The organism is Halomonas sp. Mc5H-6 (assembly GCF_024124705.1).
Classification (GTDB): Bacteria; Pseudomonadota; Gammaproteobacteria; order Pseudomonadales; family Halomonadaceae; genus Vreelandella; species Vreelandella subterranea.
The window spans coordinates 102,043-123,524 of sequence record NZ_JAMXSI010000009.1 but is presented as its reverse complement, the minus strand read 5'-3'; the positions used below and the strand labels follow the sequence as shown (position 1 = coordinate 123,524).

Annotated in this window: 17 protein-coding genes; 9 read left to right on the top strand and 8 right to left on the bottom strand. The window is 58.7% G+C overall.

All coding sequences use genetic code 11. From position 1 onward, the window contains the following. Positions 1-145: 145 nt before the first annotated feature. The 3 genes from iolB to NH395_RS13580 form a co-directional block, all read right to left on the bottom strand. Positions 146-949 carry a 5-deoxy-glucuronate isomerase gene (gene iolB / locus NH395_RS13590; RefSeq protein ID WP_253025607.1) on the bottom strand — a complete coding sequence of 268 codons (804 nt, stop codon included), beginning with the start codon at positions 947-949 and terminating at the stop codon, positions 146-148. Positions 950-1,023: 74 nt separating this feature from the next. Next, on the bottom strand, positions 1,024-2,019 hold the full coding sequence (gene iolG, locus NH395_RS13585; RefSeq protein ID WP_253025605.1) for an inositol 2-dehydrogenase: 996 nt from the start codon (positions 2,017-2,019) through the stop codon (positions 1,024-1,026). A gap of 54 nt (positions 2,020-2,073) precedes the next feature. Beyond that, positions 2,074-2,937, bottom strand: a complete 864-nt coding sequence (locus NH395_RS13580) for a MurR/RpiR family transcriptional regulator (protein WP_230445768.1) — start codon at positions 2,935-2,937, stop codon at positions 2,074-2,076. Between the two features lie 222 nt (positions 2,938-3,159). Between NH395_RS13580 and NH395_RS13575 the strand changes: the two genes are divergently transcribed. From NH395_RS13575 to NH395_RS13535, 9 genes are all read left to right on the top strand, one after another. Next, the gene (locus tag NH395_RS13575; protein WP_253025603.1) at positions 3,160-4,110 is read left to right on the top strand and encodes a sugar ABC transporter substrate-binding protein; all 951 of its coding nucleotides are present in this window, start codon (positions 3,160-3,162) and stop codon (positions 4,108-4,110) included. A gap of 54 nt (positions 4,111-4,164) precedes the next feature. Continuing rightward, on the top strand, positions 4,165-5,295 hold the full coding sequence (locus tag NH395_RS13570) for an ABC transporter permease (protein ID WP_253025601.1): 1,131 nt from the start codon (positions 4,165-4,167) through the stop codon (positions 5,293-5,295). A 1-nt stretch (position 5,296) separates the two neighbouring features. Next, complete coding sequence (locus NH395_RS13565; protein WP_253025599.1) at positions 5,297-6,178, top strand: ATP-binding cassette domain-containing protein; 882 nt, start codon at positions 5,297-5,299, stop codon at positions 6,176-6,178. Between the two features lie 23 nt (positions 6,179-6,201). Next, the gene (locus tag NH395_RS13560; protein WP_253025596.1) at positions 6,202-7,005 is read left to right on the top strand and encodes a TIM barrel protein; all 804 of its coding nucleotides are present in this window, start codon (positions 6,202-6,204) and stop codon (positions 7,003-7,005) included. Between the two features lie 77 nt (positions 7,006-7,082). Continuing rightward, a complete protein-coding gene (iolC, locus tag NH395_RS13555) occupies positions 7,083-9,041 on the top strand; it encodes a 5-dehydro-2-deoxygluconokinase (protein WP_253025594.1) in 1,959 nt (652 codons plus the stop codon). A 1-nt stretch (position 9,042) separates the two neighbouring features. Then, positions 9,043-10,890: a 3D-(3,5/4)-trihydroxycyclohexane-1,2-dione acylhydrolase (decyclizing) gene (gene iolD, locus NH395_RS13550; RefSeq protein WP_253025592.1), complete on the top strand. Its 1,848-nt coding sequence runs from the start codon at positions 9,043-9,045 to the stop codon at positions 10,888-10,890. Between the two features lie 31 nt (positions 10,891-10,921). Beyond that, the gene (gene iolE, locus NH395_RS13545; protein WP_253025590.1) at positions 10,922-11,824 is read left to right on the top strand and encodes a myo-inosose-2 dehydratase; all 903 of its coding nucleotides are present in this window, start codon (positions 10,922-10,924) and stop codon (positions 11,822-11,824) included. A gap of 35 nt (positions 11,825-11,859) precedes the next feature. Continuing rightward, positions 11,860-13,362, top strand: coding sequence for a CoA-acylating methylmalonate-semialdehyde dehydrogenase (locus NH395_RS13540; protein WP_230445775.1), 1,503 nt, complete (start codon positions 11,860-11,862; stop codon positions 13,360-13,362). A gap of 74 nt (positions 13,363-13,436) precedes the next feature. After that, positions 13,437-14,558 carry a Gfo/Idh/MocA family oxidoreductase gene (locus NH395_RS13535; RefSeq protein WP_253025588.1) on the top strand — a complete coding sequence of 374 codons (1,122 nt, stop codon included), beginning with the start codon at positions 13,437-13,439 and terminating at the stop codon, positions 14,556-14,558. A 133-nt stretch (positions 14,559-14,691) separates the two neighbouring features. Here NH395_RS13535 and NH395_RS13530 read toward each other — a convergent pair whose 3' ends face one another. The 5 genes from NH395_RS13530 to NH395_RS13510 form a co-directional block, all read right to left on the bottom strand. After that, on the bottom strand, positions 14,692-15,033 hold the full coding sequence (locus NH395_RS13530) for a hypothetical protein (protein ID WP_253025587.1): 342 nt from the start codon (positions 15,031-15,033) through the stop codon (positions 14,692-14,694). A gap of 86 nt (positions 15,034-15,119) precedes the next feature. Further along, positions 15,120-15,863, bottom strand: a complete 744-nt coding sequence (locus NH395_RS13525; RefSeq protein ID WP_253025586.1) for an MFS transporter — start codon at positions 15,861-15,863, stop codon at positions 15,120-15,122. Between the two features lie 72 nt (positions 15,864-15,935). After that, positions 15,936-17,195 carry a beta-ketoacyl-ACP synthase II gene (fabF, locus tag NH395_RS13520; protein WP_253025585.1) on the bottom strand — a complete coding sequence of 420 codons (1,260 nt, stop codon included), beginning with the start codon at positions 17,193-17,195 and terminating at the stop codon, positions 15,936-15,938. A gap of 24 nt (positions 17,196-17,219) precedes the next feature. Further along, positions 17,220-20,336: an efflux RND transporter permease subunit gene (locus NH395_RS13515; protein ID WP_253025584.1), complete on the bottom strand. Its 3,117-nt coding sequence runs from the start codon at positions 20,334-20,336 to the stop codon at positions 17,220-17,222. Continuing rightward, positions 20,333-21,454 carry an efflux RND transporter periplasmic adaptor subunit gene (locus NH395_RS13510; RefSeq protein ID WP_253025583.1) on the bottom strand — a complete coding sequence of 374 codons (1,122 nt, stop codon included), beginning with the start codon at positions 21,452-21,454 and terminating at the stop codon, positions 20,333-20,335. The genes NH395_RS13515 and NH395_RS13510 overlap by 4 nt, the downstream gene beginning before the upstream one ends. Positions 21,455-21,482 lie beyond the last annotated feature (28 nt).

Sequence of the window (21,482 nt, the reverse complement as noted above, 5' to 3'; positions counted from 1 at the left end):
CTTTCGCTTCTTGTTCTGGTACTCGGCTTCGGAGAAAGTGATCTGATCCATGCGGTAATGAATCCTAGGCAGTTGACGATGGCCGTATTATCGCTGATTTCGGAGACTTATTCAGAGTCTCCTTAGCGGGCGAAGTGTTGCCTCATCAAGTTTTCATTAGCCACTCATGGTCGGGGTCGTTGTGGAATTTCCATACCCGTTTGGGGCCGGCCATCACGTTTAAGTAATAAAGCGAGTAGCCGTGGGCGGCGCCAACGGGGTGATACCCCTTGGGCACCAGTACACAGCAGCCGTTTTCCACCGCCATGGTTTCATCAAGGTTGCGGTCATCGGTGTAGACGCGCTGAAAGGCAAAGCCCTGAGCGGGATTGATGCGGTGGTAGTAGGTCTCTTCCAATTGCGACTCGTGGGGCAAGTTATCCACATCGTGTTTATGGGGCGGGTAGCTCGACCAGTTACCCGCGGGTGTGAAAACTTCCACCACCAGCAGGCTATCGGCGGGTTCGGTTTCCGGCAGGATGTCGTGCACATGGCGGGTATTGGTACCCTGGCCACGGGTGCTCTGCTTGATGTCGTCCGGTGCAATCAAACGTGGCGCATGATTGCCATGCCCTGGGGCCGCACATACGGCCAGCTCAAGGTCGGTGGTCGCTTCCACCGAGTAGCTAACCCCATTGGGTAGGTACACCGCGTAGGGTGGAATCTGTTCAAAGATATCCATGCGCTTGCCGATATCATCAAAGCGGTGCTCACCGCAGGCCACATTTGCGCGACCAGTGAGCAGCACCAGGCAGACTTCCTGATCATCGCTGCTGGCCTCCAGGCGCTGGCCCTTGGCGAGTTTATGCACCCGAAAGCCGACATGCGTCCAGCCAGCGGAGGCGGGGGTGACGTCAATCACGGTGCCTTGGGCGTCCGGGGCGGTGGGGCGTACCAGTAGTGAAGTCATTCTTCGCTCCTCCTGACGGTTCGGCGACGGTCTAGTCAGCCAAACGTCTTGATAATAAAGCCTTATGCCGCTGCTTAAACCGCAGCATCGAGCAGAATTTTACGGCCTTCGCGTAGCGAGTGCTCCGCTGCATCGGCCAATCGCAATGCTTCCAAGCCATCCTGGGCGCCTGCTAGAGGGGCGCGCTTTTCCTGCCACGCATCGACAAAATCACCAATCTCTAATCGATAAGCCTCGGCATAACGCTCTAAGAAGAACCATTTGGGTTTTTCTTCCACTTGTCCCGCTTCGCCGGTAAAGCGCAGCCGGGTATCAGACTCGTTCTGCGCCTGCAGCATGCCCTGGCTGCCAAAGGCTTCGATACGCTGGTCGTAGCCATAGTTTGCGCGCCGTGAGTTGCTAATTTGACACAACTTTCCACTGGCGGTGGTGAGCGTGACCATGGCGGTATCTACATCGCCTGCTGCGCCAATGGCGGGGTCGATAATGCTACTGCCGACGGCAAAAATACTTTCAATCGGCTCATCAAGCAGCCAGCGCGCCATGTCCAGGTCATGAATCATCATGTCCCGGAACAGCCCGCCTGAGTCGCTGACATACTCGGCAGGCGGGGGAGACGGGTCGCGGCTGATAATGGTCAGGGTTTCCAGTGCCCCAATACGCCCTTGGGTAATGGCCTTTTTAAGTGCCGAAAACTGAGGATCGTGTCGGCGGTTAAAACCTAACGCGCAGGTCACCGGGTGTTCGCTGAGTACCTGCAGGGCATCGCGGGTGCGTGCTAAATCCAGGGCGATGGGTTTTTCACAGAGAACCGCCTTGCCTGCACGGGCAGCACGCTCCAGGTACTCCGCGTGGGTGGGCGTGCTGGAGGCAATCAGGACGGCGTCAATGTCGCCATCTGTAAAAATCTCATCAACGGAGGTTGCTTTGCTGCCGTACTGCTCGGCCAACGCTTCTGCGGCAGGCTGGTGAAAGTCGGCCACGGCGGCCAGGGTAACATTCGGGTGTGAGTGAATGGCCTGGGCATGCACCTTGCCGATGCGTCCAGCGCCGATCAGTGCCAGTTTCATAAGCGCTCCTATCTTGTTCTTGGGGTTGAAGGATTTTTAGTGAGTGAATTGCATTTATGCGTTGCGTTGGTGGCCCGACTGGGGATCCTTTTCACGTGTTTTGTCTTGCCGCACCCCCAGGGCAATGGCCAAGGTCTGGGCCAGGCAGAGCGAGGCGGTCAAACTGCGGAAACTTTTCACTTCAGCCTCGTTGACCACAAAGGCTACATCTGCGAAACGCGCCAGCGGGCTGAGGGTCGAGTCGGTAATCACCACAATAGGCAGACCACGCTGATGGGCGTCTTCGCAGGCTTTCTGGCTCTCTTCGGCATAGGGGGAGAAGCTGATGGTCAGCAGGGCGTCGTGTCGGCTCATGGCCCGCAGTTGCTCGCCGTACATCCCGCCCAAACCATTGACCAGCAGCGCCGGTTTATCGACATGCGCCAGGGCATAGGTCATGTAGCTGGCCACCATAAAGCTGCGTCGGGCACCCATCACATGAATGGCATGGGCCCGCTCAAAAATATCCAGCGCTTTTTCAAGGTTCTCTGGGTCAATGCGACTAGGCAGTTGCTCCAAGACGGCGCGATTAGCGTCGGCGAACTCCCATAATAGCTGGGTGCTGTCCGGTGTTTCCCCGGTTGCGCTGCGCACCGCTCGAATGCGCTCGGTGTAGTTGGGCAGTTCATCGACCAGGCGGCTGCGAAACAGCTGCTGCATTTCGGAAAAGCCTTTAAAGCCCAAGCTGTTGGCCAGGCGAATCAAGGTGGAGGGGGTGACATCCGCTTGTTCGGCAATTTTAGCCACAGTCGCCAGAGCCACCTCCTGGGGGTGATCAAGCATAAACCGCGCGGTCTGCTGTAAACGTTTGCTTAGCGTGGCGTACTCGGCGGTGAGCAGCGTTTCCAGCTCACGGTAGCTTTGAGGTGGCTGCGACATACAATTTCCTTAGCGTTAACGCGTGTACCACTTAGCTGAGAGAAAACTAAGCAAAGGGGCTGACTGTTGAGCAGTCTAGTAGATTGAAATAAATATTCCATTTATACCAAAGTATAGAATAAATAATTTGCCTGCATTGCTGTTTGGAATCTATATTCCATAGCGCCAAGGCATTTAATGCCACTTCCCTACCAACAACGATAACGTTATGAGGAATTATTTATGGCACGTCTATCTCAATGGCTTCTAGCCTCCGTCACCATCACGGCGCTCATGGCGGGTGCCGCACAAGCACAGGAAGCATCACAAGAAGATAACCGCTTTGTCATGGTGACCCATGGCGTTCCCTCGGACCCTTTCTGGTCAGTGGTGAAAAATGGCGCAGAGGCAGCGGCTGATCTTGTAGGCGCAGAGCTTGAGTACCGCGCGCCCTCTACCTTTGACATGGCCAAGATGCAGCAGCTCGTACAGGCAGCGGTGGCCTCCCAACCCGACGGTTTGATCCTCTCTTTCACCGATGAAAATGCCCTGGGCGGCGCTGTCCAAAATGCTGTCGATAACGGCATACCCGTCATCACCATTAACTCTGGTGGCGATGTGGCAAGGGACTATGGCGCCCGTCTGCACGTCGGACAGAGTGAGTACGAGGCGGGCAAGCAGGCCGCTGAGCGTATGCAGGAAATGGGCGTCGAGAAAGGTGTCTGCGTTAACCATGAACAGGGGAATCAGGGCCTTGACCAGCGTTGTGATGGCTTTGTCGAGGGCTTCGACGGCAATGCTGAGCAGTTAGCGACCACCTACGACCCCACTAACATTCGCAATGCCATTATCGCCTACCTTAACGAGAACAGTGATGTGCGTGGGGTGTTGACCTTGGGCGCATTGGCCGCTGATCCGATGATTCAGGCCATGCGCGAGCAGGGTGCTACCGATATGTTCACCCTCGGTACCTTTGATCTGTCACCCGACATTCTGGAAGCCTTGGATGCGGGTGAGCTGGACTTTGCGATCGACCAACAGCAGTACATGCAGGGTTACTTGCCCGTCATATTCCTGGACCAGTTCGTCAAGAACGGGCTGCTACCCGCAGGGGATGTGCCCACCGGCCCTGGGTTTGTCACTCAAGACAACGCAGCGCAGGTTATTGAGCTGAGTAGCCAGGGTATCCGTTGATAACGAGCTAATCGGAAAAGGCTCGGCGGTGCCGAGCCTTGGGAGTCGATCGCCATGAGTTCCAATGACACTAACCAAGCGGCTGCGCCAGCAGCGGCTGATCAAGACGAACGGATCCAGAAGGTCTCTTTCTGGAAGAAAGCGCTCAATCGTCCCGAGTTGGGGGCGCTGGCGGGTACCGTGCTGGTGCTTGCCTTTTTTATCGTTGTCTCCAGCGGCACCGGGATGTTTACCCCCGCGGGGATTATTAATTTTCTGGAAGTGTCAGCCCAGCTCGGCATTATCGCCACGGCGGCGGCACTGCTGATGATCGGCGGTGAGTTTGACCTATCGATTGGCTCGATGATCGGCCTGGCTGGCATTCTGATCGCCATTCCTGCCGTGGAGTATGGCTGGCCACTATGGGCCGCTATCTTATTGGCATTCGCCTGTGCCGGGCTAGTGGGGGTGATTAACGGTAACCTGGTGAACCGCACTGGCTTGCCTTCCTTTATCGTCACGCTGGGTTTTCTGTTCATCCTGCGTGGCCTGGCGATTGGTGTCAGTCGGTTATTGACCGGGCGTACCCAGGTGGGTGGCGTTGAAGAGCATATCCCCGGCGACTGGTTTGCGGCGTTGTTCTCCGGCGAAGTCGCCACGGGCTTGTTCACTTGGATGGCTTCGCAGGGTTGGATCGCGACCAACTTTGCGGGAAATCCCACGGTCACCGGTATTCCGGTCTCCATCGTCTGGTGGTTGGGCTTAACCGCCGTGGCGACCTGGGTACTGCTGTGCACGCCCTATGGTAACTGGATCTTCGCCAGCGGCGGCGACGCTAATGCCGCGCGCAATTCGGGCGTGCCGGTACGTCGGGTCAAGATTTCACTGTTCATGTTCACTGCCTTCTCCGCCACCATCTTTGCCTGCATTCAGGTGATGGATACCGGTTCAGCGGACACCATTCGCGGCTTGTTAAAAGAGCTGGAGGCCATTATCGCGGTGGTGATTGGCGGCGCTTTGCTGACCGGGGGCTATGGGTCTGCCATCGGGGCGGCGCTGGGTGCGCTGATCTTCGGCATGGTGCAAATGGGTATCTTCTATACCGGAGTTAACACTGACTGGTTCCAGGTCTTTTTGGGTGTGATGCTGCTGGTGGCCGTGCTGTTCAACAATTACATGCGCAAGAAGGCGATGGAGGCCAAGTAACATGACAACTCAAACGCCAATGATCGAAATGCGCAGCGTCAGCAAGCACTTCGGCAGTGTCATCGCCTTGAGCGATATTTCCATGCAGGTCTATGCCGGCGAGGTCATGTGCCTGCTCGGTGATAACGGTGCTGGCAAGTCGACGCTGATCAAAACCCTGTCGGGCGTTCATCAGCCCACCCATGGCGAGATGCTGCTGGATGGCGAACCCGCCCGCTTCAAGTCACCGGCTTACGCGCTAGACGCCGGTATCGCGACGGTTTTTCAGGACCTGGCGATGGTGCCGTTGATGTCGATTACCCGTAACTTCTTTATGGGGCGCGAACCGACGGTGGGCTGGGGGCCGTTTAAGCGTATCAATTGGAAATACGCCGACCGCATTGCCAAGCAGGAAATGGCCAAGATCGGCATTGATGTGCGCGACCCGAGTCAACCGGTGGGCACGCTTTCCGGTGGCGAACGTCAGTGCGTGGCGATTGCCCGAGCCGTCTATTTTGGCGCCAAGGTGCTGATTCTGGATGAGCCAACGTCCGCCCTCGGGGTCAAGCAGGCCTCGGTAGTGCTGCGCTATATCGCCAAGGCGCGGGCCGATGGCCTGGCGGTCATCTTCATTACCCATAACGTCCATCACGCCTTCCCCGTGGCCGATGCCTTCACGCTTTTGTCCCGTGGCGGCAGCCTGGGCTCCTTCCGCAAAGAAGACGTCACCCGCGAAGAAGTCCTCAACATGATGGCCGGTGGTGCCGAATTGGAGAGTCTGGATGCAGAGCTCGCTGAGTTCCAGCGCAGCGACCGCGAAAAAAAAGCCAATAGCGCTGCTGCCGATCCGACCACACCAAAGACCGCTGGCGGGAAGATTGATGAGCCCGCTGAAAACGTTTAGCGAACAGCTACCAAAGAGCCACTATGACCATGTCAGCATCTACTTTCTCATCGCCGTTTACGTTGGCCGTTTGTGCAGAAATGGTTTTTCGCGACCTACCGATGAATGAACGTGTTAAGCGTATTGATGCATTGGGTTTTCAAGTGGAAATCTGGGACTGGACCCGACACGACATTGAATCCCTGGCCAATAGCGGCGCGACGTTTTCATCCATGACCGGCTATATCTCAGGCACCTTGGCGGATGCTGCCGGTGCCGATGAACTGCTGAGAACCGCCGCTGAATCGGCTGAGGTAGCAAAACGTCTCGGCATTCCGCGACTTAACTTGCATGGCACTGGGTTGAATAGCGAAGGCCTGCCCGTTCAGCCGTGCCAACAGATAACCGGCGCTATGTGGCTCAAAGCCCGGGACACGCTCAACCGGCTGGCAGATCTCGGCGAGCAGAACGACATCACCTTTGTGCTTGAAAACCTTAATACCGATGTTGACCACCCAGGTGTACCGTTTGCGCGTTTGGAAGATGTTCTAGCGCTTGTAAAAAGTGTCGACCGGCCCAGCTTGCGCATTATGTTGGACGTTTATCACGCCCAAATTGGCGAAGGTAATTTGATCGAATTGATTCGCCGCTGCGGACCGTACATTGGTGAAGTGCAAGTGGCTGATGTGCCTGGGCGCTGCGAACCGGGAACCGGCGAGATTAACTATCCGGCCATCGCCAAAGCGCTAAATAAAATAGGTTATCGAGGCACTGTGGGGTTGGAAGGTTGGGCCTCTGGGGATGACGACCTCGCGCTCGACCGATTCCGTGCTGCCTTTTCATTCTAGACAGGTTAGACGCCCAGGGCGCTTTGATGCTCAAACCATCTTTGCCCTAGACCACGAGAGTAACGTGGGGAGACCTTATGCTGAACAACAATATGCAACACCGGCCGCTTGATCTGATTTGCTTAGGGCGTGTAGCGGTGGATCTTTACGCCGAACAAATCGGTAGCCGCCTGGAAGACGTGTCCAGCTTTGCCAAATACCTGGGCGGTAGCTCCGGCAACATGGCCTACGGTACCGCGCGGCTTGGGTTGAAGTCCGCCATGCTTTCGCGGGTGGGCAACGAACAGATGGGCAACTTTGTACGCGAAGAGCTGGAACGGGTAGGGGTAGATACCACCGCGCTACAAACCGACCCCGAACGCCATACCGGTTTGGTACTGTTAGCGTTAAAAGACCGCGAGAGCTTCCCACTGCTGTTTTATCGCCGCGACTGCGCCGATATGGCCATTGATGCTGACGCCATTGACCCTGAGTTCATTGCCCGCTCAAAGGCATTGGCGATTACCGGCACCCATCTTTCTACTGATACGACTCGCCGAGCCTGCCGCAAGGCGCTGGACGCCGCTGCCCATTATGGCGTTAAGCGGGTGCTGGATATCGACTACCGTCCCGTGCTGTGGGGGCTCACCAATCCCGGCGATGGCGAAACCCGCTTTGTCGCCGATGACAAGGTGACCACCGACCTGCAGCGCTGGCTGCCGGATTTCGACCTGATTGTGGGCACCGAAGAGGAGTTTCATATTGCCGGCGGCAGTACGGATACCTTGTCGGCCCTGCGCGCAGTGCGAAAGGTTAGCGAGGCTACCCTGGTATGCAAGCTCGGGCCCATGGGCTGTGTGGTGTTTGAAGGAGACATTCCGTCACGCATTGAAGACGGTGTTTTGGTCAAGGGCGTACAGGTTGAAGTGCTCAACGTGCTGGGTGCCGGGGATGCCTTTATGAGTGGGTTGCTGCGGGGTTGGCTGAGAGGTGAGCCCTGGCAAACCAGCGCTGCCTATGCCAACGCCTGCGGCGCGCTGGTGGTGTCCCGGCACGGCTGTGCCCCGGCCATGCCCACCGAAGACGAGTTATTTGATTATCTCGACAGGCGTGATGAGGTTCCCCGCCCGGATATCGATCAACGGTTGAATCATTTACACCGGGTCACCACCCGAGTGCCTGCTCAATGGCCCGAAGTGTTGGGCCTGGCATTTGACCACCGCCGCCAGCTCACCGATATGGCTCGCGAAGAGTATGCCGACAGCGCGCGACTGCCTAAGCTTAAGAAGCTGTTGGTGTCGGCTGCCGAGGAGGGCGCCAAGCTGGGCGGCATTACCACGCCTGCGATTCTGGTAGATGACGTGCTGGGGCAGGAAGCGCTTAATCAAGCCAGCGGCAAAGGCTGGTGGATTGGTCGACCGGTAGAGCTGCCGGGCTCACGCCCGCTGCGCTTCCAGCATGGCGACGATTTAGGTGCCTGCCTGCGCAACTGGCCTAGAGAACAGATCATTAAATGCCTGGTGTTCTACCACCCTGACGACGAGGTTGCGCTGCGCCTGGAGCAGGAGGAGCGGCTGCGCCAGCTCTACCAGGCGGCCTGTGCCTATGGGCTGGAACTGCTGATTGAGGTCATTCCTCCTTCGAGTATGCCCGGCGATGACACCACGCTGCCGCGCAGCCTGCAGCGGCTTTACAACCTGGGCATTCGGCCCGACTGGTGGAAGCTACCCACTATGTCAGACGCTGCCTGGCAGGCGGTGGGCGAGACCATTGAGCGCGAGGATACTTACTGCCGTGGCGTGGTACTGCTCGGGCTTGATGCCCCCATGGACGACATGAAGCGCGGCTTTGACGAGGCTGCTAAACACCCTTGCTGCAAGGGGTTTACCGTCGGACGCACGCTATTTGCCAGCGCCAGTCGCGACTGGCTGGCGGGGCGCATCGACGATGCAGCTTTGGTAACACGCGTTGCCAAAAATTATGCCGAGCTAATACAAGCGTGGCGGCAATTAAGGCAGGCGCAGCCGCAAACGCTGGCCCACACCGAGGAGGCGTAAGATGAGCACCATTCGACTCACCATGGCCCAGGCGCTGGTCAAGTATCTTGCCGCGCAACGTATCGAGATTGATGGTCAAGAGGTGGCGCTTTTCGAAGGCGTGTTTGCGATTTTTGGTCATGGCAATGTGGCCGGAATGGGGGAAGCGCTCTACCACATGCAAGACAAACTGCCGACCTTTCGCGCCCACAACGAACAGGCCATGGCTCACGCGGCGATTGCTTTTGCCAAAGCCAATAATCGCCAGCGCTTAATGGCCGCGACCAGTTCCATCGGCCCAGGGGCGACTAATATGGTCACCGCGGCGGCGCTGGCCCATGCCAACCGGTTGCCGATCCTGCTGCTGCCGGGGGACACCTTTGCCACCCGCGAACCCGACCCGGTTCTCCAGCAGGTGGAGCATTTCGGTGACCCTACGGTTAGCGTCAACGACTGTTTTCGTCCCGTGTCGCGCTACTTTGATCGTATCAGCCGCCCGGAACAGCTACTCACCAGCTTGCCCCAGGCGATCGCCACAATGCTTGACCCGGAGCACTGCGGCCCCGCGACCCTGGCGCTGCCCCAGGATGTGCAAACCTTTGCCTACGACTATCCAGAAGCCTTTTTTGCTCCCAAGGTGCATCGCATTCGCCGCTCGCCGCCGGATGCTTATGAGCTTAGTCAAGCAGTCGCGGCACTCAAGCAGGCCAAGCGCCCGTTGATCATTGCCGGTGGCGGTGTGCATTACGCCGCTGCCTGCGAAGATTTGGCCGAGTTTGCCAAAGCACGCGGCATCCCGGTCGCCGAAACCCAGGCGGGGAAAGGCGCACTGGCGGATAGCCACTCCTGCGCGGTGGGTGCCATTGGCGTCACCGGCAGCGCAGCCGCCAACCAGTTGGCAGAGCAGGCGGATGTCATCCTGGCGGTGGGCACCCGGCTGCAGGACTTTACCACCGGCTCCCGGGTGCTGTTTGAAAGCAGCGATAAGACACTGATTGCCCTCAACGTTGGCCGCTTCGACAGCCTGAAACATCAAGCGCTGCCGCTTAGCTGCGATGCCTTGGTCGGGCTGAGGCAACTCGACGCGGCGCTGGGCGAGTGGCGCGGCAGCGATGAGTGGCGCGAACAGACCAGCACGCTCAAGCGCGAATGGGCCGAGGCGGTACATCGTGTAACCGCCGATCAAGGGCTGGCGCTGCCCACTGATGCTCAGGTGATCGGTGCAGTTAATCGCCAGGCTGGTGATGACACCACCGTGGTATGCGCCGCCGGAGGTTTGCCAGGTGAACTGCATAAACTCTGGCAGTGTTCAGGCCCAGGTAGTTACCACGTTGAGTACGGTTTCTCCTGCATGGGCTATGAAATTGCTGGTGGGCTCGGCGTCAAGATGGCCAAGCCCGAGCGAGAAGTGGTGGTGATGGTGGGTGATGGTAGCTACCTGATGCACAACTCCGAGCTGGCCACCTCGGTGATGCTGGGCCACAAGCTGATCGTCGTGGTGTTGGATAACCGCGGCTATGGCTGTATCAACCGCTTGCAGCAGGCCACCGGCGGCGCGGGATTCAACAACCTGCTGGAAGATTGCCGCACTGTGGAGGCTGGCGCCCCCAAAACCGATTTTGCTGCCCACGCCAAAGCCCTGGGATGTGAGGCTGAGTCAGTGAGCGGCATTGCCGAACTGGAACAGGCGCTGGTGCGCGCTCGCGCTGCCCAATCCACCTATGTGATCGCCCTGGATACTGATCCGTTACCCAGTACCGAGGAAGGCGGAGCCTGGTGGGACGTGGCCGTGCCCGAGGTCTCCGAACGTGAAGAAGTCAATACTGCTTACCAAGGGTATCGCGAGGCCAAGCAGCGCCAACGCCATTAATGCCAACAAACATGCTCACAAGGAATACACCATGCCAACGGTTACGTTAGGTATTAATCCGCTCACCTGGACGAACGATGACTTGCCCAGCCTGGGGAGCGATACGCCCCTGGAAACCTGCCTTCAAGAAGGGCGCGAAGCGGGTTTTAGCGGCTTTGAACTGGGCAATAAATTTCCTCGCACGCCTGACGCCTTGAACAAAGTGCTGGGTGCTCATGACTTGGCGCTCGTTTCGGGCTGGTACTCCGCACGCCTGCTTGAGCGTAGCCCAGAAGAAGAGATTGAAGCCGTTCAGGATCATATGAACCTGCTCAAGCAGTGTGGGGCCAAGGTCATGCTGCTGTGCGAAGTTACCCACTGTGTACACGGCGACCAGCAACGCCCGCTCTCCCAGCGTCCGCATCTTTCTGATGAAGAGTGGCAGCGCCTGCTGCATGGCCTGGATGTGGTAGGCGACTACCTGAAATCCCAGGGCATACAGCTGGTGTATCACCACCATCTGGGCACGGTGATCGAAAGCCAGGGCGACGTTGAGCGCTTAATGGACAACACCGGCGAAGGCGTGGGTCTGCTGCTCGATTTTGGTCATCTGCGCGGCGCTGGCGGTGACCCGCTCGCCATCGCCAAACGCTACAGCCAGCGTATCCACCATGTGCACTGCAAAGACTTGCGCTTCCCGGTGCTGGACGCCGTGCGCAACCGCGACAAAAGCTTTTTAAACGGGGTGCTGGACGGCCTGTTTACGGTGCCCGGGGATGGCAATGTGGATTTTTTGCCCGCCTTAACCCACCTGTGCGAACAGGGCTATCAGGGTTGGTTAGTGGTTGAAGCCGAACAAGACCCGGAAGTCGCTCATCCGCTGACTTATGCCCGTCTGGGTTACCGTAACTTACGCCAACTTGCCGAGCAGGCGGGTTTTAACGTTGCCAGCTAAATAGCGCCAGCGCCGCACTTGAATCAGGAGTTTGTATGAAGACGCTATCCCACTATCTCAATGGTCAGTTCTCTGCCGGTCAGAGCCAGCGCACTTCGCCAGTTTACAACCCGGCCACCGGTGAACAGAGCGCCCAGGTGGCGCTGGCCAGTGCCGACGAGACCCGTGACGCAGTGCGCATTGCCGATGAGGCCTTTGTCGCCTGGTCAAAAACCTCGCCGCTGAAGCGCTCGCGCATCCTGTTTAAGTTTAAAGCGCTGGTTGAGGAGCACACCGATGAGCTGGCGCGGCTCATATCCAGTGAGCATGGCAAGGTGTTTTCTGACGCTAAAGGTGAAGTGACTCGCGGCCTGGAAGTGGTTGAGTTTGCCTGCGGCATTCCCCACCTGCAGAAAGGAGAGCACTCCATGAACGTGGGTAGCGGCGTCGATAGCTACTCGATGATGCAGCCGCTGGGCGTGTGTGCAGGTATCTCGCCGTTTAACTTCCCTGCCATGGTGCCCATGTGGATGTTCCCCATCGCGCTGGCCTGCGGCAACACCTTTGTGATGAAGCCTTCGGAAAAAGATCCCTCTACGCCGCTGCGCTTGGCCGAGTTGTTAAGCGAAGCGGGTCTGCCGGATGGCGTCTTTAATGTCCTCAACGGCGATAAAGAAGCGGTAGATGTGCTGCTCACCGATGAGTGCGTCCAGGCGGTAAGCTTTGTGGGCTCCACGCCCATCGCCGAGTACATCTACGCCACTGCCTCCGCCCATGGCAAGCGCGTTCAGGCCCTGGGCGGGGCTAAAAACCATATGGTGATCATGCCCGATGCGGATCTTGATCAAGCCGTGGGGGCCCTGATGGGCGCTGCCTATGGCTCGGCAGGCGAACGTTGTATGGCGATTTCCGTGGCAGTGCCCGTGGGTGAAGAAACCGCCAACCGCCTGCGGGAAAAGCTGGTGGCTGAACTGGATAAACTCACGGTCGGGCCTGGCTTGGTCGATGGCCCGGATAACGACATGGGCCCGCTGATCACCCGCGAACACCGGGACAAAGTGGCAGGCTATATCCAAACCGGCGTGGATGAGGGAGCAGAGCTTGTTGTGGACGGCCGCCAGACAACGATAGAGGGCGCGGGCGATGGCTATTTTATTGGCGGAACGCTATTTGATCGTGTGACGCCAGAAATGCGCATTCACTCTGAAGAAATCTTCGGCCCGGTGCTGGCGATTGCTCGCGTGGCGAGCTTCGACGAAGCCGTCAGCATGATCAATGCCCACGAGTTCGGCAACGGTACGGCGATCTTTACCCGGGATGGCGACGCGGCGCGTCAGTACTGCGAGCAGATCCAGGTCGGCATGGTGGGCGTTAATGTGCCGATTCCAGTGCCCATGGCGTTCCATAGCTTCGGCGGCTGGAAGCGCTCGCTGTTTGGCCCGCTGCATATGCACGGCCCCGACGGTGTACGTTTCTACACCCGCATGAAGACCATCACCCAGCGTTGGCCCAGTGGCATTCGTGAAGAGACCAACCACTTCACCATGCCGACGATGTAAACACTCTGTGGGGCACGACACCATTCAACGCCGGGCCCAGCCCGGCGTTATTTGTTTAAAACAGGATAACCACAATGAAAACCCTCAAAATTGGCCTCATCGGCACCGGCTATATGGGCAAAGCCCACGCCATCGCCTTTAACGCGGCGTCCAGCGTTTTTGAACTGCCCGCCAAGCCCGTTTGCGAACTACTGGCGGATGCCGACCTCGTCACTGCAGAGAGCCGGGCGCGGGCCTGGGGCTTTACCCGCGCCACCGACGATTGGTGTGCCCTGGTGGCAGACAGTGACGTGGACGTGGTGGATATCTGCGCACCCAATTTTCTGCATAAAGAGATGGCGCTGGCCGCCATTGCCGCTGGCAAGCATGTTTACGCAGAAAAACCGCTGGCGCTGAACACGGCAGATGCCGACGAGATGGTCGTTGCGGCTGAAAAGGCAGGCGTCAAAACCCTGGTCGGCTTTAACTATATTCGCAATTCCGCCACCCAGCTGGCCCGCCAGATTGTTGCCAGCGGTGAAATCGGTGAGCTGATTCACTTTCGTGGCCGGCACAATGAGGATTATCTGCTCGACCCAGCAAAGCCCCACGACTGGCATACACAGCGGGCAACAGCGGGTGCCGGTGCATTAGGCGATGTAGGGTCGCATATTCTCAATATGGCCGAGTTCTTGACCGGGCAGCGCATTACCGAGGCATGCGGCCATCTCCAGACCGTCATTCCCACTCGGCCCAGGGCCGACGGCAGTGGTATGGCGGCGGTAGAGAACGATGATCAGGCCCAGGCCATGTTGCGCTTTGACCGGGGGTTAATGGGCAATATCGAAACCTCCCGGGTGGCCGCTGGCCGCAAGATGGGGTTGGCCTACACCCTTACCGGCACAAAAGGCGCCATTGTGTTTGACCAGGAGCGCATGAGCGAGCTGCAGCTATATCGCCACGGCGATGCACCAGGGAGGCGTGGCTTTACCACCTTGTTCGCTGGTCCTGAACACCCCGACTATGCTTCATTTAGCCCCGCACCAGGCCATGGCTTGGGCTATAACGATCAGAAAATTATCGAGGTTAGGGATCTTGTCGAAGGCATCATCAACCACCGCCCCCTCTATCCTGATTTTCGCGAAGCGGCCCGGGTTAACCGACTGATCGACGCCATCGAAAGGTCAGATCAGACGGGGCGGTGGGTTCACATATAATATTAGCAGCCCGTGCCGTTCTGGGGGGCTGCTAATTGGACTGGACGTATGAACCGCCGTCTCAACATGAGGGCATACGACAGCAGGATGATAGTTGCTGACCCAGCTCTGCACTGGCCTTTTATGTTACATCCTACTTATCTCGTGAAGCCTCCCCATCCGGTATATAAATAAACAACAAAAGCGCAGCCGTTACGCAGACGAACATAGTAAGCGGCATGGCAAGTATCGGCAGGCCGTCTTGAAACAGGCCCACCGCAAATGCCCCTAATGCGCCGCCGGCCATCTGTAGGAAGCCCTGTAGTGATGCTGCCGTCCCGGCCCGGCTGGGGTGACGTTGCAGTGCGGCCGAGATGGCTATTGGCAGGAAGAGGCCAAGCCCCGTGACGTTAAGCACCATGGTGGCGTTGAAGACGTGTTTGTGGACAATCCCCGCAAGCGGCAAGGCCAACATCAACGCCAGCGCGGACATCATCAGGCCAAGTCCGCCCAACGCGATGCGGCGGGAAGGCACGTTTCCGGCGAAGCGGCGAACCGCTACCCCGCCGACGATAAAACCACTTACGGCAAGAGGCGGATAGAGCCCATATTCTGTCGGGCTGACATCGAGCCGGTCGATGAACAGTGCCGGCGATGCAGAAAAAAGGCCGACATGCTTCCGAATACGAGCCCAACCGTCACCGCATTGCCCAAAAAGACGGGGTCGGAAAAGACGATCCGGTAGGCAGATCCCATGCTCTTCAAGCTCAATGCGGGGCTGCGCTCCTTGAGGGTTTCCGGTAGCTTGAGAGCTGCAAGGATCGTGACCCCTGCGCCAAAAACGAAGGTGGCCCAGAATATTGACCTCCAACCTGCCACGCTTTGGAAAAGGCCCCCCAGCAGCGGCGTCAATCCCGGCACCAATGCAAACGCGATCGTCACAGCCGCCAAGGCACGCGAGAGTTCGATCCCTTCGAAGCTGTCGCGCGTGGCGGCTCGGGACACGACCACCCCAGCGGCGGCCCCTGCGGCCTGGATCACGCGAGCGGCGATCAGCGTCTCAAGCGTTGGAGCCAGCGCGCAACCAGCAGTTCCGACCAGGAATAGTGCCAGACCGGTGAACAGGATGGGGCGCCGACCATAGCGGTCGGCTGCGGGGCCATAAGCCAGTTGTCCTGCGGCGAACGCAGCAAGGAAGGCTACGAATGTGAGCTGAGCGCTGGCCGTGGTGGTTACGAACTCCTGGGCAACCGCCGGCAGCGATGGCGTATAGATATTGGACGCAAACTGGCCAAGCGCAGCCATCGCGGCGAGAAGAACGATCAAGAGCCTGGTCGCCGGCAGTGGGCCAGAGCGCCTGCGCGTGGCTGAGCTAGGCATAGTGTCCTTCCCTCATCATCAACGCCATCCCCGGAAAATGACGCTGGCGTTGACGCCACCAAAGCCGAAGCCATTGGATATAGCGTGCTCCATCGACATTTGGCGCGCTGACCCCCGCACTAAATCAAGCCCTTCGCTAGCAGGATCGGGATTCTCCAGGTTGAGGGTGGCAGGCGCGATCTGATCACGTAGCGCTAGGATGGTCAGAATCGCCTCCAGGCCCCCGGCCGCTCCTAGCAAATGACCGGTCGCCGACTTGGTCGCGCTGACGGCCACCTTGTCACCGAAGGTGCTCTTGATGGCTGCGAGCTCTCCTTTGTCTCCTAATGGAGTGGAAGTGGCGTGAGCGTTGAGGTGCTGGATATCGACGGGTTGCAGTTTTGCCTGCGCGAGCGCGTTTGACATCGCTCGCTGGGCGCCACTGCCGTCCTCAGGGCCTGACGTTATGTGATAAGCATCCGCCGTTGTGCCATAACCGACAATTTCAGCGAGGGGCGTCGCACCACGAGCAAGCGCATGTTCAAGCTCCTCTATGACCAGAAGTCCTGCACCTTCGCCCATCACAAAGCCATCCCGAGCGGAATCAAAAGGGCGGGAGGCCTGTGTTGGCGTGTCATTGAAATGCGTAGACAGCGCGCGAGCGGCCAAGAAGCCCCCCAGGCTCACTTCGTTGATGCAGGCCTCGGCCCCACCGCAGATGGCGACATCCACCTCATCGGCCCGAATCATCCTTGCCGCATCACCAATCGCCTGGACGCTGGCGGCGCAAGCGGTTACCGGCGCCCCGATAGGCCCTTTGTAGCCATATCGAATAGAGACATGACCAGCAGCCAGATTGACCAAGAACGAAGGCACGGTAAAAGGAGACAGGCGACGTGCGCCTCGGGTGTCCGTCGTGCGAACGGCATCTGCAATGGCTGGAAAGCCACCCACCCCAGATGCAATCACCGTTGCAGTACGCTCTTGCTCGTAAGCTTGCGTGGGATACCACCCGGCCTGGGCAACGGCTTCCTCGGCGGCTGCCAGCGCAAGCAGCATAAAGCGATCCATTTTGCGCTGCTCCTTAACCGGCACAACGTTATCGGCATTGAAGCCAGCCTCTGGATCTTCCTGGTGATCGGGAATAACCCCGGCAATTTTGACCGCCAGGTCATCTACCATGGTGTCAGGCAGCCGTTTAATACCTGACTGGCCATTCAAAAGCCTCGACCAGCTAGCTTCTACTCCGACAGCCAAAGGGGAGGCCAGCCCCAGTCCTGTCACAACGACTCTACGCATGCTTAGCTCCTTATTAGCTTATTGCTAATTATTCGTTTGGCCCTGTGTAACAGGGTTCACTCCACCTTTAGATGCGGTATTCCCGCCCCTAGGTGTCGGCTTGATCTTGAACCAAATGGCATACATCGCCGGCAAGAACACCAGCGTCAGAATTGTTCCCGCGAAGGTGCCACCGATCAGGGTATAGGCCAGCGTTCCCCAGAACACCGATTGGGTGAGGGGTATGAACGCTAGAATGGCGGCGAGCGCGGTCAGGATAACCGGGCGAGCACGCTGTACCGTCGCCTCGACCACCGCGTCGAAAGGTGCCAATCCATCCTGTCTGTTGCTGCGAATCTGCTCGATTAAAATTAGGGTGTTGCGCATCAGAATGCCTGCCAGCGCAATCAGACCGACGAGGGCATTGATGCCGAATGGCTGATTGAAAGCCAGCAAGGTGGGCACTACGCCGATGAGGCCCAGTGGTGCGGTGGCGAACACCATTGTCATCGCTGAGATCGACCGAACCTGAAAGATGATCGTGATCAGTGTCAGGGCGATCATAATGGGAAATAGGGGGGCCATAGCGCGATTTGCTTTGGCGGATTCCTCAATGGAACCGGCCATCTCGATCCGGTAGCCAGTTGGCAGTTCGGCTATGATTGGCTGTAGTTCTTCCCAGACGGCTTTGGATACGTCGGGCGGCTGCATCCCCTCGGCGATGTCGCCGCGCACGGTGATCGTCGGCGTACGATCATAGCGACGTAGGATCGGGTCTTCCATGCGGATGTCCACCGTGCCGATATGTGACAGCGGAATTCGCTGACCGGCTGAACCGGCCAGCGTAAAGTCGCCGATTTTGCTCGGATCGAGCCGCGTGTCGCCGGCCGAACGGGCAACCACCTGCGCCGAACGGATACCATCACGTACCTCCGTGACCGGGGCGCCATCTAGCAGGAACTGCAACTGCTGAGCTACATCGCTTGAGGTCAGGCCGAGGTTTTGCAGCCGATCCTGATCAAGCGAAAAATGTAGCGTGGGCACGCGCTCGCCCCAGTCGCTATTGACCGTGCGCATTTGGGGAGAGTCCTGCATAACGGCACTCACCTCTGCTGCGATGTCGCGTAGCGTATCTGGCTCGGGTCCCATGACCCGATAAGCCACCGGATAGGGCGAAGGAGGGCCAAATACGATCTGAGAAACGCGCACTTGCGCTTCGGGTGCCAACCCGTCGGCCACCGCTTGGCGCAGCCTGAGCTTGAGGGCTTCGCGTTCTTTGTCACCATCCGTGAGCACCACAATCTTGGCAAATGACGGATCGGGCAATTCAGGTGCCATTGCCAGGAAGAAGCGTGGCGCACCCTGCCCGATGTAGGCGGTCACGTTGCTGGCTTCCTCCTGCTCCGCTAGCCAGGCTTCGACCTTTGCCGTTGCGGCGCTCGTTTGCTTGATTGAGGTACCATAGGGCATCTGCAATTCGACCAACACTTCGGGGCGATCAGAGGTCGGAAAGAACTGCTTGTTGACCGCGCTCATGCCGAGGATCGAGATGCCGAAAGCACCGGTCACCGCTGCCGCGACCAGCCATTTGCGTCGGATCACCGTCCCCAGCAGCCGACGGAAGCGCTGGTAGTTGGGTGTCGCGTAGATCGCGTCGTGACCACCTTCGCGCTTCTTGAAATTCGGCAGTAGCTTCACCCCCAGGTAGGGTGTAAACACCACGGCAACGATCCAGGAAGCAATCAATGCGATACCGACGATCCAGAACATGTTGCTGGTGTACTCGCCGGCGGTGGATCGGGCGAAGCCGTTCGGCATGAAGCCGATGGCGGTTACCAGCGTCCCCGAGAGCATGGGAGCGGCGGTGTGGCTCCATGCATAGGCTGCAGCGCGGATGCGGTCGTAACCTTCCTCCATCTTCACCACCATCATTTCGATGGCGATGATCGCATCGTCGACCAACAGCCCGAGCGCCAATATCAACGAGCCGAGAGTGATGCGGTCGAAGTTCTTGCCAGTGGCCGCCATGACGATAAAGACGATGGCTAGCGTCAGCGGTACCGCGGCCGACACCACAATGCCGGCACGCCATCCCATGCTGAGGAAGCCGACCAACATCACTACGCCGAGGGCGGTGAAGAACTTAACCATAAACTGGTTGACGGCCGCGCGGATATTCACCGACTGGTCTGTGACTTTGGATAGACTCATCCCAAGCGGCATGTCGGCGTTGATCGCCGCTGTCTCTTTTTCCAGCGCCTCGCCGAGATCGAGACCGTTCCAGCCTTCGCGCATGACCACCCCGAGCAGCAAGGTGGGCTCGCCATTATTGCGGATCTGAAAAGTAGCGGGATCCTCGTAACCCCGTTTTACCTCGGCAATGTCGCCGAGCTTTAGTGTATGGCCCTGGGCGGCAACCGGTGTATTGCGAATCGCATCAAGGTCATCAATGGCGCCATCCAGCCGGATGAAGACCTGCGGCCCCTGGGTGTTGATCGAGCCGGCAGGTGTCATAACGTTGCGGTCGTTCAGCGCCGCAAAGAGGTCTTGGGGGGAGACCCCCAGTGTCGCGAGGCGGTCATGGGAGAGCTCGACAAAGATCCTTTCGGACTGCTCGCCGATGATGTTCACCTTCTTGACGCCCGGTACGTGAAGCAGACGCTGGCGCAGGCTTTCCGCTTCGCGAACGAGGTGGCGGTGAGGCTCGTCCTTGGCTTTCAATGCATAAAGTGCAAAGGTCACATCATCGTATTCGTCGTTCACCATTGGGCCAATGACGCCGCTGGGTAGACTGTCGGCCTCGTCGTCAATTTTCTTGCGTGCCTGATAGAACTGCTCGGGAACCTCTTCGGGCGGCGTGCTGTCGCGCAGGTTCATGGTGGTGAAGGCCAAGCCCGGGCGCGTGAAGGTTTCCGTGCGGTCGTACCAGCGTAGTTCCTGTAGACGCTTTTCCAGCGGATCAGCGACCAGATCCTCCATTTCCTGGGCCGTAGCACCGGGCCAAGACGTGACTACGGTCATCTGCTTGATGGTAAAGGCGGGATCCTCCGCCCGCCCCAGCGTCAGGAAAGCCACGATCCCGGCAATGAAGATCACTATCATCAGAAACAGGGTGACCGAACGCTCGCGTACTGCTAGGGCGGAGAGATTGAAGGCACTCATGGCTGCTCTCCCCGGTTGGTGGCTAAGCCTGTGGTCATCGCGCGCTTATCTAACTGCACTTGCTCGCCCTCGTGCAGCAAATGCGCGCCGAGTGCCACGACGCGATCGCCAGTTTCAAGGTCTCCAGCGACGGTGGCTGTTTCTTCGCCGAGGTCGATCACTTGCACCGCATGCCAAGTGACCCGGGGTGTCTCTCCTTCAATCAGCCATACGCCGGGCCCTTTACCCGGATCGAAGAGCGCGCCTATGGGCACCTGCATTGCTGAAGCGGAAGTGTCGGCCTGGATCGCGACGGAGACGGTCGAGCCCAGTGGCGCCTCGGCAAGCTTGCCCTCCAACACATAGCGTGCCTCGAAGGTTCGTGTCAGAGGGTCGGCGGCATCCGACAGCTGGCGAAGCGTTGTTACTTCGGTTTGTTCTCGGCCATACAAGGTCGCACGGGCTGTGCTGCCGATCGCCGGACGCAGCGTTTCGGGGAGGTCGATGAGTGCTTCGCGAGGCCCCGCATGGGCCACCCGCACCACGGTTTGGCCGGCAGCAACAACCTGGCCGGGCTCTGCCAGCGTTTCCACTACCACACCATCAGCATCGGCGTGAAGAACCGCATAATCGGTTTCATTGCGAGCAACGTCTGCCCGAGCCTCGGCTGCCGCAAGATCCGCGCGGGCCGTCTCGGCGGCGGCCCGCGCGCTGTCGTAGGCCGAAGCGGACACCGCGCCTCTAGCGACCAGGTCACGGTATCGCGCCTCGTCCTCTGTGGTTTGACGCGCGCGAGCCCTGGCGGCAGCCACGGCTTCCTCTTGGGCGTGAGCGGCGAGTTCCAGGTCCGTGGGGTCGATGCGCATGAGTGGCTGGCCGCGCTCGACGGTCTGACCTGTATCGACTAAACGCTCCTGTATCTTGCCGGATACACGAAAGCCGAGATCGCTCTGCACCCGCGCGGCAACAACGCCGGTAAATGAGCGCTCGGCTTTTCCATTGGCCTCCACCTCGACTGCCCGCACATAAGGGCTCTGGGTGCGAGGGTCGGTTATAGGGCTATCGTCACTGCAAGCGGCCAGAGCGAAAGGCAGCAGACCAGCGAAGACGAGTGAGTGAATATTACGGCGCTGAAGCATGGCGACCTCCAGTGATAGAAGGCCTCAT